The sequence below is a fragment of the Streptosporangiales bacterium genome (genome assembly GCA_009379955.1).
Lineage (GTDB): Bacteria > Actinomycetota > Actinomycetes > Streptosporangiales > WHST01 > WHST01.
In genome coordinates, this window is the sequence record WHST01000024.1 from 26,692 (window position 1) to 40,422 (window position 13,731).

At 68.4% G+C, this 13,731-nt stretch carries 16 protein-coding genes; 8 read left to right on the forward strand and 8 right to left on the reverse strand.

Translation table 11 applies throughout. The features are described from left to right. Positions 1-17: 17 nt before the first annotated feature. From GEV10_09895 to GEV10_09905, 3 genes are read right to left on the reverse strand one after another with little or no spacing between them, the layout of a single operon-like run. Positions 18-923 carry an ABC transporter permease subunit gene (locus GEV10_09895; protein MQA78770.1) on the reverse strand — a complete coding sequence of 302 codons (906 nt, stop codon included), beginning with the start codon at positions 921-923 and terminating at the stop codon, positions 18-20. Further along, positions 916-1,863 carry an ABC transporter permease subunit gene (locus tag GEV10_09900; protein MQA78771.1) on the reverse strand — a complete coding sequence of 316 codons (948 nt, stop codon included), beginning with the start codon at positions 1,861-1,863 and terminating at the stop codon, positions 916-918. Before GEV10_09900 ends, GEV10_09895 begins: the two co-directional genes overlap by 8 nt. Beyond that, positions 1,863-2,834 carry a C-terminal binding protein gene (locus tag GEV10_09905; GenBank protein ID MQA78772.1) on the reverse strand — a complete coding sequence of 324 codons (972 nt, stop codon included), beginning with the start codon at positions 2,832-2,834 and terminating at the stop codon, positions 1,863-1,865. The genes GEV10_09900 and GEV10_09905 overlap by 1 nt, the downstream gene beginning before the upstream one ends. 296 nt (positions 2,835-3,130) lie before the next feature. Here GEV10_09905 and GEV10_09910 point away from each other — a divergent pair, with 296 nt between their 5' ends. The 3 genes from GEV10_09910 to GEV10_09920 all read left to right on the forward strand — a co-directional run bounded on the left by GEV10_09910 (position 3,131) and on the right by GEV10_09920 (position 5,515). Next, positions 3,131-4,480, forward strand: a complete 1,350-nt coding sequence (locus GEV10_09910; GenBank protein MQA78773.1) for an aminotransferase class III-fold pyridoxal phosphate-dependent enzyme — start codon at positions 3,131-3,133, stop codon at positions 4,478-4,480. A gap of 122 nt (positions 4,481-4,602) precedes the next feature. Continuing rightward, positions 4,603-5,208 (forward strand): DUF664 domain-containing protein, encoded by a 606-nt coding sequence (locus GEV10_09915; protein ID MQA78774.1) that lies wholly within the window; start codon positions 4,603-4,605, stop codon positions 5,206-5,208. 10 nt (positions 5,209-5,218) lie between these two features. Next, complete coding sequence (locus GEV10_09920; GenBank protein ID MQA78775.1) at positions 5,219-5,515, forward strand: DUF1905 domain-containing protein; 297 nt, start codon at positions 5,219-5,221, stop codon at positions 5,513-5,515. Here GEV10_09920 and GEV10_09925 read toward each other — a convergent pair. Both GEV10_09925 and GEV10_09930 read right to left on the reverse strand, forming a co-directional pair. Then, complete coding sequence (locus GEV10_09925) at positions 5,502-6,539, reverse strand: alcohol dehydrogenase catalytic domain-containing protein (protein ID MQA78776.1); 1,038 nt, start codon at positions 6,537-6,539, stop codon at positions 5,502-5,504. The genes GEV10_09920 and GEV10_09925 overlap by 14 nt on opposite strands. Positions 6,540-6,611: 72 nt before the next feature. Further along, complete coding sequence (locus GEV10_09930; GenBank protein ID MQA78777.1) at positions 6,612-7,580, reverse strand: transcriptional regulator; 969 nt, start codon at positions 7,578-7,580, stop codon at positions 6,612-6,614. Between the two features lie 127 nt (positions 7,581-7,707). On the opposite strand from GEV10_09930, the gene GEV10_09935 reads away from it, so the two are divergent. The 4 genes from GEV10_09935 to GEV10_09950 all read left to right on the forward strand — a co-directional run bounded on the left by GEV10_09935 (position 7,708) and on the right by GEV10_09950 (position 12,350). After that, entirely contained in the window at positions 7,708-9,120 is a 1,413-nt protein-coding gene (locus tag GEV10_09935; GenBank protein ID MQA78778.1) for an extracellular solute-binding protein, read from the forward strand. A 38-nt stretch (positions 9,121-9,158) separates the two neighbouring features. Beyond that, positions 9,159-9,992, forward strand: coding sequence for an ABC transporter permease subunit (locus GEV10_09940; protein MQA78779.1), 834 nt, complete (start codon positions 9,159-9,161; stop codon positions 9,990-9,992). 68 nt (positions 9,993-10,060) lie between these two features. Then, positions 10,061-10,858, forward strand: a complete 798-nt coding sequence (locus GEV10_09945) for an ABC transporter permease subunit (GenBank protein ID MQA78780.1) — start codon at positions 10,061-10,063, stop codon at positions 10,856-10,858. A 28-nt stretch (positions 10,859-10,886) separates the two neighbouring features. After that, the gene (locus tag GEV10_09950) at positions 10,887-12,350 is read left to right on the forward strand and encodes a sulfatase-like hydrolase/transferase (protein ID MQA78781.1); all 1,464 of its coding nucleotides are present in this window, start codon (positions 10,887-10,889) and stop codon (positions 12,348-12,350) included. Between the two features lie 20 nt (positions 12,351-12,370). On the opposite strand, the gene GEV10_09955 is transcribed toward GEV10_09950, so the two are convergent. Genes GEV10_09955 through GEV10_09965 form a run of 3 tightly spaced genes read right to left on the reverse strand, consistent with a single transcriptional unit; the run spans position 12,371 to position 13,329 of the window. Next, entirely contained in the window at positions 12,371-12,625 is a 255-nt protein-coding gene (locus GEV10_09955) for a hypothetical protein (protein MQA78782.1), read from the reverse strand. Positions 12,626-12,627: 2 nt separating this feature from the next. Beyond that, the gene (locus GEV10_09960; protein MQA78783.1) at positions 12,628-13,059 is read right to left on the reverse strand and encodes a hypothetical protein; all 432 of its coding nucleotides are present in this window, start codon (positions 13,057-13,059) and stop codon (positions 12,628-12,630) included. Beyond that, positions 13,060-13,329, reverse strand: coding sequence for a hypothetical protein (locus GEV10_09965; protein ID MQA78784.1), 270 nt, complete (start codon positions 13,327-13,329; stop codon positions 13,060-13,062). Between the two features lie 148 nt (positions 13,330-13,477). Between GEV10_09965 and GEV10_09970 the strand changes: the two genes are divergently transcribed. Beyond that, positions 13,478-13,711, forward strand: coding sequence for a hypothetical protein (locus tag GEV10_09970; GenBank protein MQA78785.1), 234 nt, complete (start codon positions 13,478-13,480; stop codon positions 13,709-13,711). Positions 13,712-13,731 lie beyond the last annotated feature (20 nt).

Consider the following 13,731-nt stretch of genomic DNA (forward strand, 5'->3'; position numbering starts at 1 on the left):
TTCGGGCGAGCTGGAGGTCATACCGACTGCCTCACGAGCTTTCGCGCTCCGGAGGTGAGTTGCCGAGGATCGACCGCGTCCCGCAGCGCATCTCCGATGAGGCTGAGGCTCAGGACGGTGAGGAAGATCGCTCCGCCGGTGAAGATGCTGTAGGTGGGGCTCTGTGCCATGAAGCTCCTGGCCGTCTGCAGCATCCCGCCCCAGGCGGCCGTCGGCGGCTGGACTCCGAGACCGAGATAGCTCAACGAGGCCTCGATGAGCACCGCGGTGGCGAAGGTGAGGGTGAACTGGACGGTGGCGATGGGAACCACGTTGGGCAGGATCGCTCGGCGGATGATGAACAGGTTGGTGGCGCCGAACGATCGTGCGGCGGCGACGAAGTCGCGTTCCCGCAGGCTCAGCACCTCACCACGTATCAGGCGGGTGAACCGGGGAGCCTGGATCACACCGATGGCGATGACGAGGTTGACGGTGCTCGGCCCGGCGACGGCCACCACCGCCAGGGCCAGGATGATCCCGGGGAAGGCGAGTAGTGCATCGGTGAGTCTCATCGAGGCGGCATCCGCCCAGCTGCCGTAGAACCCGCTGAGCAGACCCCAGGGCATCCCGATCAGCAACGAGATCACGCTTGCCAGCACACCGACGGTGAGCGACGTGCGAGCCCCGTACAGGACGCGGCTGAAGATGTCGCGGCCCAACTCGTCAGTGCCGAACCAGTGCGCACCCGAGGGAGGTTGGAGGGGGATGCCGGCGAGCTCTCGCTCGGTGAACGGCGCCAGCAGCGGCGCCATGACGGCCACGAACATGAAGAGGAGGAAGACCACGGTCGCGAACACCGTGACGCGGTCGCGGAGGAACAGCCGGAGTGTTCGCCCCATGAGGAACCGCTGCCCGGTGCTCTGTGTCGCCGATCCCTCAGGCATGGGTGATCCTCGGGTCGATGACGCGATAGGAGATGTCGACGAGAGTGTTGACGACGACGAAGCTCAGTGCCGTGATCAGGACGGCGCCCTGGACGAGGTCGTAGGACCTACTGAGGATCGCCTGCACCATGAGCAGTCCGATGCCGGGCCAGTTGAAGACCTGCTCGACCACGACCAGGCCGCCGACGAGGAGACCGAACTGCATCCCGACGACCGTCACGAAGGGGAGCAGTGCGTTGCGAAGTGCGTGCTGGTACGACACGCGGCGTTCGGTCACGCCCTTGGCCTGGGCGGTACGGATGTAGTCCTGCCCGAGAGCCTCCAACATGCTGGCACGGAGGAAACGGATGAAGATGCCGGCGAGGATGACGCTCACGGCGACGGCTGGCAGCGTCACCGAACGGATGTAGCCGATCGGCGACTCGGCGAAGGGCACGTAGCCTCCGGCCGGGAACCAACCGAGAGCCTGCGAGAACAGCAGCAGGAGCAGGATCCCCAGCCAGAACGACGGGAGGCTGAACCCGACGATCGCCAACGCCCTGCTCACCTGGTCGACGACGGAGCCCGGCCGGACCGCGGACGCCTTGGCCAGCGGGATCGAGATCACGATCGCGAGGACGGTCGCGATCACGGCGAGCTCGAGCGTCCGCAGCAGCGGGCCGCCGAGCAGATCGAGGACCGGTTGACGGCCCTGCGCGTACGCCACCCCCAGGTCGCCGCGCAGGAGCCTGCCGAGCCAGGTCAGGTACTGCTCGAAGAGCGGCCTGTCGAGGCCCATCTCATGCCGGATCGCGGCGCGGGACTCCTTCGACGCGTCCACGCCGAGAGTGATCGCCGCGGGATCTCCAGGAAGCACCCTGAAGAGGAAGAACGTCGTGGTCGCCACGAGCCACATGACCAGAACCGTCTGCCCCGCTCTCAGCAGCAGATAGCGAGGCATTATCGCCGACCCACCCGTACGGCCTCGGGATTCAGGACGCGAGGCACGACTCCCGACCGCTCGAACTCGAGCGCGATCTCGGCCGCGGTGCGACCCAGCTGATCCCTGGCGGCACCGGAGTACCAGGCCACGTGCGGGGTGACGACGACGTCGTCGCGCCGGAGCAGCGAGACGCACCGCGAGACGTCTGGTTCCTCGTCGAGCACGTCGAGGCCCGCGCCGGAGACCAACCCCGCCTCGAGGGCGTGTTCGAGCGCCGGGGTGTCGACCAGTGCGCCTCTGGCCGTGTTGACGATGATCGGGGATCGACGCATCCTGCCGAACGCCTCGGCGTTCAACAGGTGGCGGTTCTCCGGCGTCGAAGGGACATGCAGGCTGATGACGTCGCTGAGCTCGAGGAGCTCGGTCAACGACACCGAACGGGCCGTGACCGCAGCGAACCTCTCGGCCGGCGCCCACGGATCATGGGCGATGACCGACATTCCCAGCGCCGTCACACGGGCGGCCACGGCCGAGCCGATGGCGCCGAGACCGACCAGTCCACAGGTACGACCGCTGAGTCGACCCACCGGGAGATACGAGGCGTCCGCCCAGTCGGACTCGTTCTGGCGGACGAAGTACGTGAGGCGTCTCGCGGCAGCGAGCATCAGCAGCAGCGAGTGGTCGGCGACCTCCTGGATTCCGTAGTCCGTGACGTTCGTGACCATCACGCCTCGTCGGGTCGCCTCGTCGATGTCGATCTTCTCGACGCCGACGCCGGCGCGGACGAGGAGCTCGAGCCGGGGAAGGCGGGCGAGGACCTCCCGGGTCACGGGGCTCCCGCCCACGATCAGCACCTCGGACCCTGCCGCCCTGTCGAAGTCACTGTCGGCGGGCTCTTCGGCAAGGACGCTGTACGACGCTCCCGCCTCGTCGAGGTGCAGCCGTGTCGCGGGAAGGAACGGCGCACCCGCGCTCCAGACGGCGATCATCTCCGCCGCCTGAGGCCATCGAAGCCACACATAGGACGCTGTTCCATGTGGAGGGACTGTAATGACGGCTGACTCGGCACGTCAAGATATGCCTGCAGATACGCGCAGTAGACGCGACCTGACCTGTCGTCTGCGTGACTTGCGTAGGAGCCCAGGCCGTCTACGTGTCGACATGGAACACTTTGCCATGCTCTTGCCAGGGCGCTGTCCGACCGTCTAATCTCCGGTCAACACCCACGAGCAGAACGCGATCGCGCGGCCGGGTCGCCGACTCGATCCGCTGGATTGGAGACCTGATGCCTTCGGCGATCAGCACCGTCGCGCCCGAGGTGGCACCGCGCGGGAGGGCGCTTGCCGACGCCGCGGAGCGACTGATCCCCGGTGGCGTCAACTCGGCGACTCGCTCCATCGGTGTCCCCTACGCGTTCAGCTCAGGAGACGGCGCGAACCTGGTCGATGCCGACGGCCGCAGCTACGTCGACTACCACGCCGCCTTCGGCGCCATCCTGCTCGGCTACCGGTGCGACCTCGTGGACGAGGCCGTCCACCGGGCCGTCCGCGACGCCAAGTTCTTCGGCATCGGAGTGACCGATCTCGAGGTCGAGCTTGCCCGACGGGTCGTCGACGCGATCCCGTCGGCGGAGATGATGATCGCCACCATGAGTGGATCCGAGGCCGTCTCGCAGGCCGTGCGACTGGCCAGAGCCGCCACCGGTCGCCCCCTTCTGGTCAAGTTCCAGGGTGGATTCCACGGTTCGAACGACGCGGTGGCACGCAACGTGATCTCCGCTCCGGAGAAGGCCTACGGCGATGATCCCCTGTCGGCAGGGATCCTCCCGGACGCCTTCCACTCGACGTTGGTGGCCGAGTTCAACGATCTCGAGTCGGTGCGCACCCTGTTCGAGCTGCACCCGGATCGGATCGCGGCTGTCATCCTCGAGCCGATCCCGCACAACGTCGGGGCGTTGCTCCCCACGGCAGCGTTCGTGGAAGGACTGCGAGCACTCACCTCGGACAACGGCGCGCTGCTGGTCTTCGACGAGGTCATCACCGGCTTCCGGCACGCGTTCGGCGGGTACCAGGAGATCTGCGGCGTCCACCCGGACCTGACCACGTTCGGCAAGGGCATGGCCAACGGCTATCCGATCGGAGGTCTCGCCGGTTCGAGGCACCTGATGGAGCGCTTCGACGGCCGCGGTGGCGACGTGCTCCTCGCCGGCACCTTCAACGGCCATCCGGTGGGCGTCGGCGCAGCCATCGCCACCATCGACTACCTCGCCGGGAATCCGAGCTTCTACCAACGGACGTACGAGCTCGGTGACGCGATGCGCAGCGGGCTGCGTGACATCGTCACCGAGCTCGACATCGAGGCCACGGTCGCCGGGTTCGGTGGTGTGTTCTCGCTGTACTTCACGTCCGGCCCGATCCGGGGCTACCGCGACCTGATGTCCAACGACGATGTCGCGTACTCCACCTTCCACCGGCGCATGACCGACGCAGGCTTCCTGATGATTCCGCTCGCTCTCAAGAGGAACCACGTGTCCGGCGCGCACACGCGTGAGCACATCGACGACACGTTGACGGCGGCACGTTCGGTGTTGAAGGGCATGCGCGACGACGGGACCATCGGCGCCGCTCGGCGTTGACCGGCGTTGACCTGTGGGTCATCGCGCAGCCGTACCTCACGCGTCGGGCGGCCAGGCTCCGACCGCACGAGTGACACGGCATCCGGACACAGAACGTCCGCAATGGGCTCTACGGTGGCGCCATGACCGACAGCGACTACCCGTGGGAGCCCCCACTCGCCGGCACCGAGCTCGAGCACCTGATCGGTGCGCTCGACCGCCTGCGCACGACCTTCCGCTGGAAGGCCGACGACCTCGACGCGGCCGGACTGCAGACCCGCATCGGCGCCTCCTCGCTGACCCTCGGCGGCCTGCTCAAGCATCTTGCTGCCGTGGAGGACTACATCTTCACCGCCAAGCTGACCGGGGATCCGATCGGCGCGCCGTGGGACACCACCGACTGGGACGGCAGCAACGACTGGGAGTTCGCCTCCGCCACCGACGACACCCCCGACCAGCTCTACGCGCTCTGGGACGGCGCCGTCGAACGGTCCCGCGCGAGGCTCCACGCGGCCTTGGCCGACGGCGGGCTCGACCAGCTCGTCCACGTCTCCGGGCCCGACGGTCGCCATGCCAGCCTGCGTCGGCTCGTCTGCGACCTGATCGAGGAGTACGGCAGGCACACCGGGCACGCCGACCTGCTCCGCGAGGCGGTCGACGGTCTGGCCGGCGAGGACCCGCCGGCCGGATGGCGCGTGAGCAGGCCGACGGAGCGGAGCACATCACCGAGGACACCGCGTGAGGGGTGATCCTGACGGGATGCACCTGGACTTCACCGGCGACATCTGGCACTGGCGGGGCCCGTCGCCGTACTACTTCGTCTCGGTGCCGGACGAGGAGTGCCTCGACCTGCACGCGGTGTCCAAGGCCGTGACCTACGGCTGGGGGATGATCCCGGTCCGGGCGCGGATCGGTGCCACCGAGTGGGCGACCTCGCTGTTCCCCAAGGACGGGCTGTACGTCCTACCGGTGAAGGATGCGGTGCGCCGGACCGAAGGGCTCGACGAGGGCGATACCGTCACGGTGCGGCTGGTCGTGGACGTCAGTCCCAGGTGAGGCACACCTTGCCGGCCTGGCCCTCGTCGGCGATCCGGTACGCGGTGTTCGCCTCGGCGAGGGGCAGGCGGTGGGTCACGATCTGCTCGGGCCGCACGTCCCAGCGGATCAGGTTCTCGAGAAGCTGCTCCATGTGATGCATCGATGTGACCCACGAGCCGTGCAACCGAATCTGCTTGTGAATCAACAGGTCTGACACCGCGAAGGTGACCGTGCCACCTTCGCCGACGAAGACGCACCGCCCCCACGCTCGCGTGTTGCGCAGCGCGTCCTCGCGTGCATGGGCGCTGCCGGAGCAGTCGACGGCGACCTCACAGCCCAGGCCACCCGTGACGTCGGCGACGGCGTCGTCGAGAGCGCCCGGGTCGACGACCGCGTGGTCGACCAGGTCGAGGCGCTCGGCCAGGGCCACCCGGTCCGCCGACGGGTCCGAGCCGATGATCGTGGACGCGCCGAGCGCCCGCCCGAGCATCGCGGTGGCGAGGCCGACAGGCCCGAGCCCGGTGACCAGCAGCCGGTCCCGTGCCGTCAGGTCGGCCCGCAGCAGGCCCTCGTACGCCGTGCCGAACCCGCAGGAGACGAGCGCACCGTCGACGAAGGTCAGTGGCTCGGGCAACAGGATGCAGGACGCCTCCTCGGCCAGCAGGTAGTCGGCGTGACCGCCGTCACGCTGCCAGCCGTGCGCGGCGCGGAAGGGCGAATGGCAGCCGACCGCGTAGCCGCGGCGACACTCGTCGCACATCCCGCAGCCGGCGATGTGGTAGACGACGACACGGTCGCCCTCGGTCAGGCGACGCGTGCCGGCGCCGAGCGCCACCACCTCCCCGCACGGTTCATGACCCGCGATGACGCCCTGGTACGCCTCGGCGCCGTGCCCGAGATGCTCGCGGTAGATGGCACGGATGTCACTGCCACAGATCGACGAGGCGCGCATGCGCACCAGCACCTGGCCATGGCCCGGTTCGGGGACCGGGACCTCGACGTGCTCGACAGTGCTGTCGCCCGGCAGCCGGACGCCGCGCATCATCGCCGTTCCACCGGTTCGCCCTCGGGACGCTGCCATCGTCATGGTGGTGCTCCTCGTTGCGGTATCGGGTCAGGGCAGCGCGAGGAGCTCTTCCGCGGCGCTGCGGTGGGTGATGAGGCTGTTGAGCAGGCCACCCACGATGCCGGCGCGGGTGGCGGAAGCCTTGCCGGAGCCGAAGGCGATTCCGACCCTCGTCGGGATCCTCGTCAGCTCGTCGAACGACGGCGCGAGAGTGTGCTGTTCGATGCGCGGGTGCATCGGCACGCCGTCACGATCCAGATAGATGCCGGCAATCTCGGCGTGGACACCGACCTCGGCCGCTTGCTGCCGGTCGGCGTCGGTGACCGCGTCGTAGACCGTCGACAACCCCGGCGCCCACGCCCCGACTCCGAGGACAGCGGCGGTGAGCCTGGGGACCATGGCGAAGGCACGGGCGACGTCGGGATTGCGCCGCAGATCGTCTGCCCGTGCCGCGCCGACGATGGGTGCGTAGTAGACGTAGGCCTCGCCGCCGCCGACCTTCGTGACGTCACGGATGCTCTGGATGATGTCGAGGGCATCGGGGCGTGAGACCGCCCCGGTGAGCTGGACCACCGTGCATGCAGGGAAGGCGTCCACGTCCTCGCGGATGCCCAGCAGCGGGCGCGCGGAGGCCAGGCCGATCACGTCATCGGCCGTGGCCACCTCGCCCAGCAGCTCCACCGCCGCCCGGCCGAGCCTGCGCAGCAGGTCCCTGCCACCCTCGTCCGGCACGTCGAGGACGACGACGCGGCCGAGGCCGAACCGCTGCTCCAGCTCCAGACGCAGTCCCGCGTCCTGTTGTCCTGGAAGGCCGACCTCGATGCGGACGATGCCCTCCTCACGCGCCCGCTCGAGCAGCCTGGCCACCCGGAACCGGCTGATCCCGAGCACGTCGGCGATCTCGTTCTTGGACTGCCCGTGCAGGTAGTAGCGGCGCCCCACATTGGTCATCAGCACCGCCTCACTGGTGGTCACCCGGTGCCGCGACCCCATGACGACCGCTCCCTCACAGAACATCTGAACGCTCGTTTGAGCGATCAGCGACGCCGGCTTGACCGCCGATCTCCCAGTCACTTCAATCTACACGTGAGCGGACGCGTGAACACGCTCATACGAGCGTCCACGGCGGACCCGAGGAGGAGACGTGTCAGACCCGATGAAGCCCCTCACCCGGCGGAACCTGCTGCGGGGCGGCGCCGCGCTGGGAGGACTGTGGGCACTGTCGGCCTGCGCGGCCGGCGGGGGCGGTGCGCCGGCGACGGACGCCCCGAGCCTGGGTGGCGGCACCGACGCCTTCCTGAAGAAGATCGGCCCGACGCTGGGCACCACCGACCTCACGGTGCTCGCCTACGCCGCGCCTCAGGCGGACGCCATCAAGGCGATCATCGGCCAGTTCACCGAGCTGACCGGGATCAAGGTCAGGTGGACGAGCCTGGACGAGCAGTCGGCGGTGAACCGGGCGGCCGTCGCCCTCGGGTCGGGCAGCGGCGGGTACGACGTCGTGCAGTCGACATCCGGTCTGGTGCCCACGTATGTCGAGCGGGAGTGGCTCGCCGACATGACGAAGCTGAAGGCGTCCTCCAAGGCCACCGTTCCGGCGTGGGACCCGGCAGCGTACGGGAAGGGCACCACCGCACAGCTCAGCGTGGACGGTCGGCTCTACGCAGCCCCGTCGTTCATCGGGACCCAGATCTTCTTCTATCGCACGGACATCTTCGAGGCGAAGAAGGTCGAGCCGCCCACCACCCTCGGTGAGCTGAGGAAGGCCTGCCGGACCGTACACAGCGACAGCGTCTCGGCGATCGCGCTGCGCAGCGCCCCGAGCCCTTCGCAGCTGATGTTCGTGTGGTCGGCCTGGCTGTACGCGTTCGGCGGTCGCTACTACGACTCCTACCGGGACGGCGCCTACTCCGGCGTCGCCATCGACAGTCCTGAGGCCCTGCAGGCGCTCGAACTGTACATCGACCTGACGCGCCACTACGCGCCCACCGGTTCCACGAACTGGAGCGTCGAGGACGTGACTCGGGCCTTCACCACCGGGCAGGTGGCGATGGTGCAGGAGGGCGCGGTCTTCGGTGACACCTTCAACGATCCCGACGCCTCCCGGGCCGCCGGCAAGGTCGGGACGTTCGCCATCCCGGCCGGACCCGAAGGATCCTTCGTGCCCTACAACGCCCATGGCTGGTCCATCTCGGCGAAGAGCAAGGCCGCCGACGCGGCGTGGCTGTTCACGCAGTGGGCCACGCTCAGCCAGACGCTGACCGCGGCCACCACGGGAAAGGTCGCCTTCTCGACACCGCCGCTGGCGTCCGTCTACGACAGCCCGGCGTACCGGAAGCGGTACGCGTTCGACGACTTCGTCGACTCGGTCAAGGGGACGATCGCGACCGCGAACAAGGGAGGATTCACCCCCTTCGACGACGCGAGCTACCTGCCGCGGACCTCACGGTGGAACACGCTCGGCCAGCGCGTCTCCGAGGAGCTGAGCAAGGCGGTGACGGGCCAGACCTCGGCTGCCAAGGCACTCCAGGCCGCCGCGCGAGCCATGGGCTCTTGACGGCGGTGTCGCGGCACCGACGGTGGCAGCGGGGTTTCATGGCACCGCTGGTCGTGGTCCTGGTGACCACGACCATCCTGCCGATCGGGTACATGGTCGCTCTCGCGCTCGGCGACGAAGATGGCGACCTCGGGATCACGTCGGTACAGGGCGTGGCGAACTTCGGTACCGCCTTGGCAAGCGGCGCACTTTGGCGGTCGGTCGCACTGGCTGTCGAGTTCCTCGTCGGCGCCCTTGCCATCGAGATCGTCCTCGGCGTCTCGGCGGCGCTGCTGCTGGACCGGCTCGTCCCGCGGAACCCCGTGGTGCGGATGCTGTTGCTCTGGCCGGCGGTCCTCCCGCCCATCGCCGTGGCGCTGGTCTTCAAGTACCTGCTGCAAGGTGACATCGGACTGGTGTCGTACTACCTGTCCGCGGTGGGCATCGACCAGGCCTGGCTCACGCAGGCAGAGTCGGCCATGGGCGTCATCATCGCCGTCGACGTCTGGCAGTACACCCCGTTCGTCATCCTGCTCACCCTGGCCGCCCTTGCCGGCTTTCCGCCGGAGCTGCGCGAGGCGGCACACATCGACGGTGCCGGGCCACTCACGGTGATCCGGTACGTCGTGCTGCCCGTCATCGCCCCGGCCATCGTCGCGATCACCCTGCTGCGCTTCATCGACGCGATCCAGGTCTTCCCGACCATCTACGTGCTGACCCGAGGCGGTCCCGGCAGCAGCACCCAGCTGCTCACCTACTTCAACTACCAGGTCTTCTTCGGGGAGCTGCGCTTCGGTCTCGGCGCGGCGATCGCGGTCCTGGTCGTGGTGTTCACCATGGCCTGCGTCGTCATGCTGCTCGCCCTGCAGCGGCGGATGGAGCGCGCCCTGTGAGCAAGCGCCGGAGCACGTCCGGTCCCCCGACGGCAGCCGGTAGGCGCCGTCCGAGAGGACTGTCCGCCGTGGTCGGCTACGCGGTCCTCGTCCTGCTGCTCGGATTCTTCCTGTTGCCCATCGTGTACGCCGTGCTGACCGCCTTCCAGCCGCGGATCGTGAGCAACGAGCCGACACCGCAGTGGATCTTCACGCCGACACTGGAGAGCTTCCGCTCACTCTTCGCCGAGTACTCGTTCACCGGGCCGCTCCTGAACAGCCTGCAGTCGAGTCTGGGATCGGCCGTGCTCGCCCTCGTCATCGCCACGCCGGCTGCCTACGCGCTCAGCCGTTCTCGTTCGTCGGCGGCCGGTCCGATGGGGTTCTGGCTGCTGTGCGCACGCGCCCTTCCCGCCATCGGCCTGAGCATCCCGGCCTACGCCATCTTCAACCGGATCGGCCTCGACGACACCCTGGTGGCGCTGCTCATCGTCTACCTGCCGTACAACGTCGCCCTGGCCACCGTCCTCCTCAAGGTGTTCCTCGACGGCATCCCGCGGGAGATCGACGAGGCCGCCGCCATCGACGGCGCGGGCCCGATGCGAACCCTCTGGTCGGTCATCCTGCCGATCGCCCGGCCGGGTACGGCGTCGGTGGCGATCATGACGTTCCTGTTCTCGTGGAACAACTTCCTCTTCCCCTTGGTCCTCACCGGCAGCCGAGCCGGTACCGTGCCGCTGGCGCTGCAGCAGTTCCTTGGCAGCTACTCGTTGCAGTGGAACCAGATGATGGCCGGGGTCGTGCTCCTCTCCCTGCCTCTCATCCTGCTGGCCGTCGTGTTCGGTAAGTACATGATCGGCGGCCTTTCGGTGGGAAGCATCAAGTGATGTCCTTCGTTCAGAGAGGCGTTTCGACGTGCCGCGTCGCCCCAATGTCCTGATCATCTGCACCGACCAGCACCGCTACGACGTGATCTCCACGCACCCGGGGAGCGTGGCAAGAACACCCAGCCTGCAGCGGCTCGCCGACGAGGGAGCGGTGTTCGACGGCTGCTATTCACCCAGCCCCGTGTGTTCGCCGGCACGGGCGTCCATGCTGACGGGCGAGTACCCGAGCGCCCATGGGCTCTGGGCGAACGGCGTGACGATGCCCGAGCGCACCGACATGATCTCGCGTGAGCTGGCCACCGACGGCTACCGGACCGGGCTGATCGGCAAGCTCCACCTCTCTGCGGCCTACCAGGGCCTGACCGAGCAGCGGGTGGACGACGGCTTCCAGGTCTTCCGGTGGGCGCACGACCCGTTCCACGGTTCGCCGGAGAACGCGTACCACCAGTGGCTCGCCGAAAGGTTCCCCGGGCTCTGGGCCGCCGCGGTCGGTGACGTGGTCACTCCCGACCTGGAGGGCTTCACACACGCCAACACCGCCTTCGACGAGATGCCGACGGAGGCGCACTACTCGACCTGGGTCACCGAGGAGGTGCTGCAGTTCCTCGACGGTCAGCCCGAGGACCAGCCGTTCTTCCTGGTCGCGAACTACTTCGATCCGCACCATCCGTTCGCGGCTCCACCGGAGTATCTCGAGATGTATCCGCCGGGGTCGGTGCCAGGACCGGTGGGCGGACCGGACGAGCTCGCCGCGAAGCCGCCGTTCCAGACCGAGTCGTCGCACACCAGTTATGCGGGCCACGGTCCGGCATTCGCCGACTTCGACCCTGCCGGCATCGACGAGATCCGGCGCACGTACCACGCCATGGTGACGCTGGTCGACGACTGCGTCGGCCGGGTGCTCGACCACCTCGACGAACGTGACCTGGCGCGCGACACCCTGGTGATCTTCACCAGCGACCACGGGGAGATGCTCGGCGACCACGCCATGCTGCTCAAGGGCCCGATGATGTACGACGTCGCGGTGCGGGTTCCGATGGTCGTCCGGTGGCCGGGACACGTGCCGGCAGGCGTCCGCGAGCCAGGCTTCGTCGGCGTCCACGACGTGGCGCGCACCGTGCGGGTGGCGGCCGACGTCGAGCCCTCTCCCAGGGACCAGGGCCTCGACCTCGTCGCGGTCGCACGCGGCGACTGCGCCGCACGGACCTGGGCCCTGTCGCAGTACCGCGACTCCGGCTACGCCAACGAGCCTGAGGTCCACACGACGATGCTGCGCTCCGGCGACCACAAGCTCGTCGTGTGGCACGGACACCCGACCACCGAACGCGAACGAAGCGGCGAGCTCTACGACCTGACCGCCGACCCCGACGAGCTGGTCAACCTCTGGGACGACCCACAGCACCTCACGACGCGGGCCGCGCTACTACACGAACTGGCCGACGTCTCGGTGTCGGTAGAAGGCCGTTCGGCCCCCCGGACGAAGCCCTGGTAGGCAGCCGGATGGATCGTTGGTCACGCCTGGACGGTCAGCCCGTCGACATACTTCCCACCCTCACCGGTCGCCTCCGCCAGCGCGCGTAGCTCGTCGCGCTCGGCGGGGGTGACGGGCGCCTTGTGCTTGGCGAGCGTGGCTAAGAGGTCGTCTACCAGTTCGCCCCACTCACCGCCGGCAGCATGTGAGCGAAGGATGGACAGCTCGTCACCCACCCGGTCCGCGAACCGGTCGGGCAACGCCTTCGCACGCCGCGCAGTCTCCTTCTCATCCATGCTCACTCCTCCGGGTTCTGTCTGACACCACGGCCTCCCGGCAGCGGATAGCCCGTCACGATCCCATCCCTCCGGTGCACCACAGCCACCACATCGACGCCGTCGTGCAGTCCATGGGTGTACCACTTGCCGTTGTTCTGCAGCCGCGGCGTCTCATCCGGTGACTGTGCCACCGACAGGACGCGCTGCACGATCGTCTCGTCGCTCCACGCCTGGGGGAACTCAGTCTTGCCCGGCCTCCCGGTGCCGTACCGGTGACCGCCGCTGGTGCTGTCCGGGTCACCGTCCAGGATGTGCCGGCGGCGCCGGTCCGACAGCGTCAACGATGCTGGCCGCCGGGGATGGTCGCCAACGCCTGATGCCTCCCATCCTGAACGAATGGGAGGCTCGCTGCTCGCTGATGTAGTTGCTGGCGTTCCTGAGCCTCGCGGCAGTCAATCGCCACCCGAGCCCTTCGCCTGCTCGCACGCGGCCACGTAGTCATCCAGCGCGCCCCGCGCCTGCACCAGGTACTCCCGTGCACGGGTCAGCGCGTCGCTGCCAGCCTGCTGCAGTACCTGCGCGGGCGTCTCGGAACCGAGCGCCACGAACCGACCGGCCACGTCACCGGTCTCGGAGTCCAGCTCGGACACCACACCCTCGGGCGTGTCGAGCGCATCCCTCGCCGCCTGCGCCTTGGTCTGCAGATCATCGAGCGCCGACACGTGGCCTCCCCGAGCGGTGATCATCGTCCGCACGCATACTGCCGGACCGGTCACCGGGGGGCCGTACCGGGCTCTCATCGTCTTCTCATGCCGGTTGCCGGACGCTGGTAGACGACCTGACAGAAGGCGACGAGAGGCGAGACGGCAAATGCGCCATGAGCAGACCGCACAAGCAGTCAGGTTCACCTGCTGGCATTGCCAGTACGTCTGGGTCACCGAGTACGACGTCAGGCACGTGGAGGACGACCATGGCCACGGCTGCGACTACTACTCGCTGGGCGGCGTGCCCACCGTCACACCGACCGTCCCTGGCGGGATCGCCTGTCCGAGATGCGGTGCGCTGCGCGTGACCGTGCAGGTGGACAGCCGCCCGCCGGAGTGACGTGGGGAGGATGCGACCGG

Coding starts and splice junctions, on each gene's coding strand:
- GEV10_09895 (MQA78770.1), bottom strand. CDS start 923: ATGCCTGAGGGATCGGCGACACAGAGCACCGGGCAGCGGTTCCTCATG.
- GEV10_09900 (MQA78771.1), bottom strand. CDS start 1,863: ATGCCTCGCTATCTGCTGCTGAGAGCGGGGCAGACGGTTCTGGTCATG.
- GEV10_09905 (MQA78772.1), bottom strand. CDS start 2,834: ATGATCGCCGTCTGGAGCGCGGGTGCGCCGTTCCTTCCCGCGACACGG.
- GEV10_09910 (MQA78773.1), top strand. CDS start 3,131: ATGCCTTCGGCGATCAGCACCGTCGCGCCCGAGGTGGCACCGCGCGGG.
- GEV10_09915 (MQA78774.1), top strand. CDS start 4,603: ATGACCGACAGCGACTACCCGTGGGAGCCCCCACTCGCCGGCACCGAG.
- GEV10_09920 (MQA78775.1), top strand. CDS start 5,219: ATGCACCTGGACTTCACCGGCGACATCTGGCACTGGCGGGGCCCGTCG.
- GEV10_09925 (MQA78776.1), bottom strand. CDS start 6,539: ATGCGCGGCGTCCGGCTGCCGGGCGACAGCACTGTCGAGCACGTCGAG.
- GEV10_09930 (MQA78777.1), bottom strand. CDS start 7,580: ATGTTCTGTGAGGGAGCGGTCGTCATGGGGTCGCGGCACCGGGTGACC.
- GEV10_09940 (MQA78779.1), top strand. CDS start 9,159: ATGGCACCGCTGGTCGTGGTCCTGGTGACCACGACCATCCTGCCGATC.
- GEV10_09955 (MQA78782.1), bottom strand. CDS start 12,625: ATGGATGAGAAGGAGACTGCGCGGCGTGCGAAGGCGTTGCCCGACCGG.
- GEV10_09970 (MQA78785.1), top strand. CDS start 13,478: ATGCGCCATGAGCAGACCGCACAAGCAGTCAGGTTCACCTGCTGGCAT.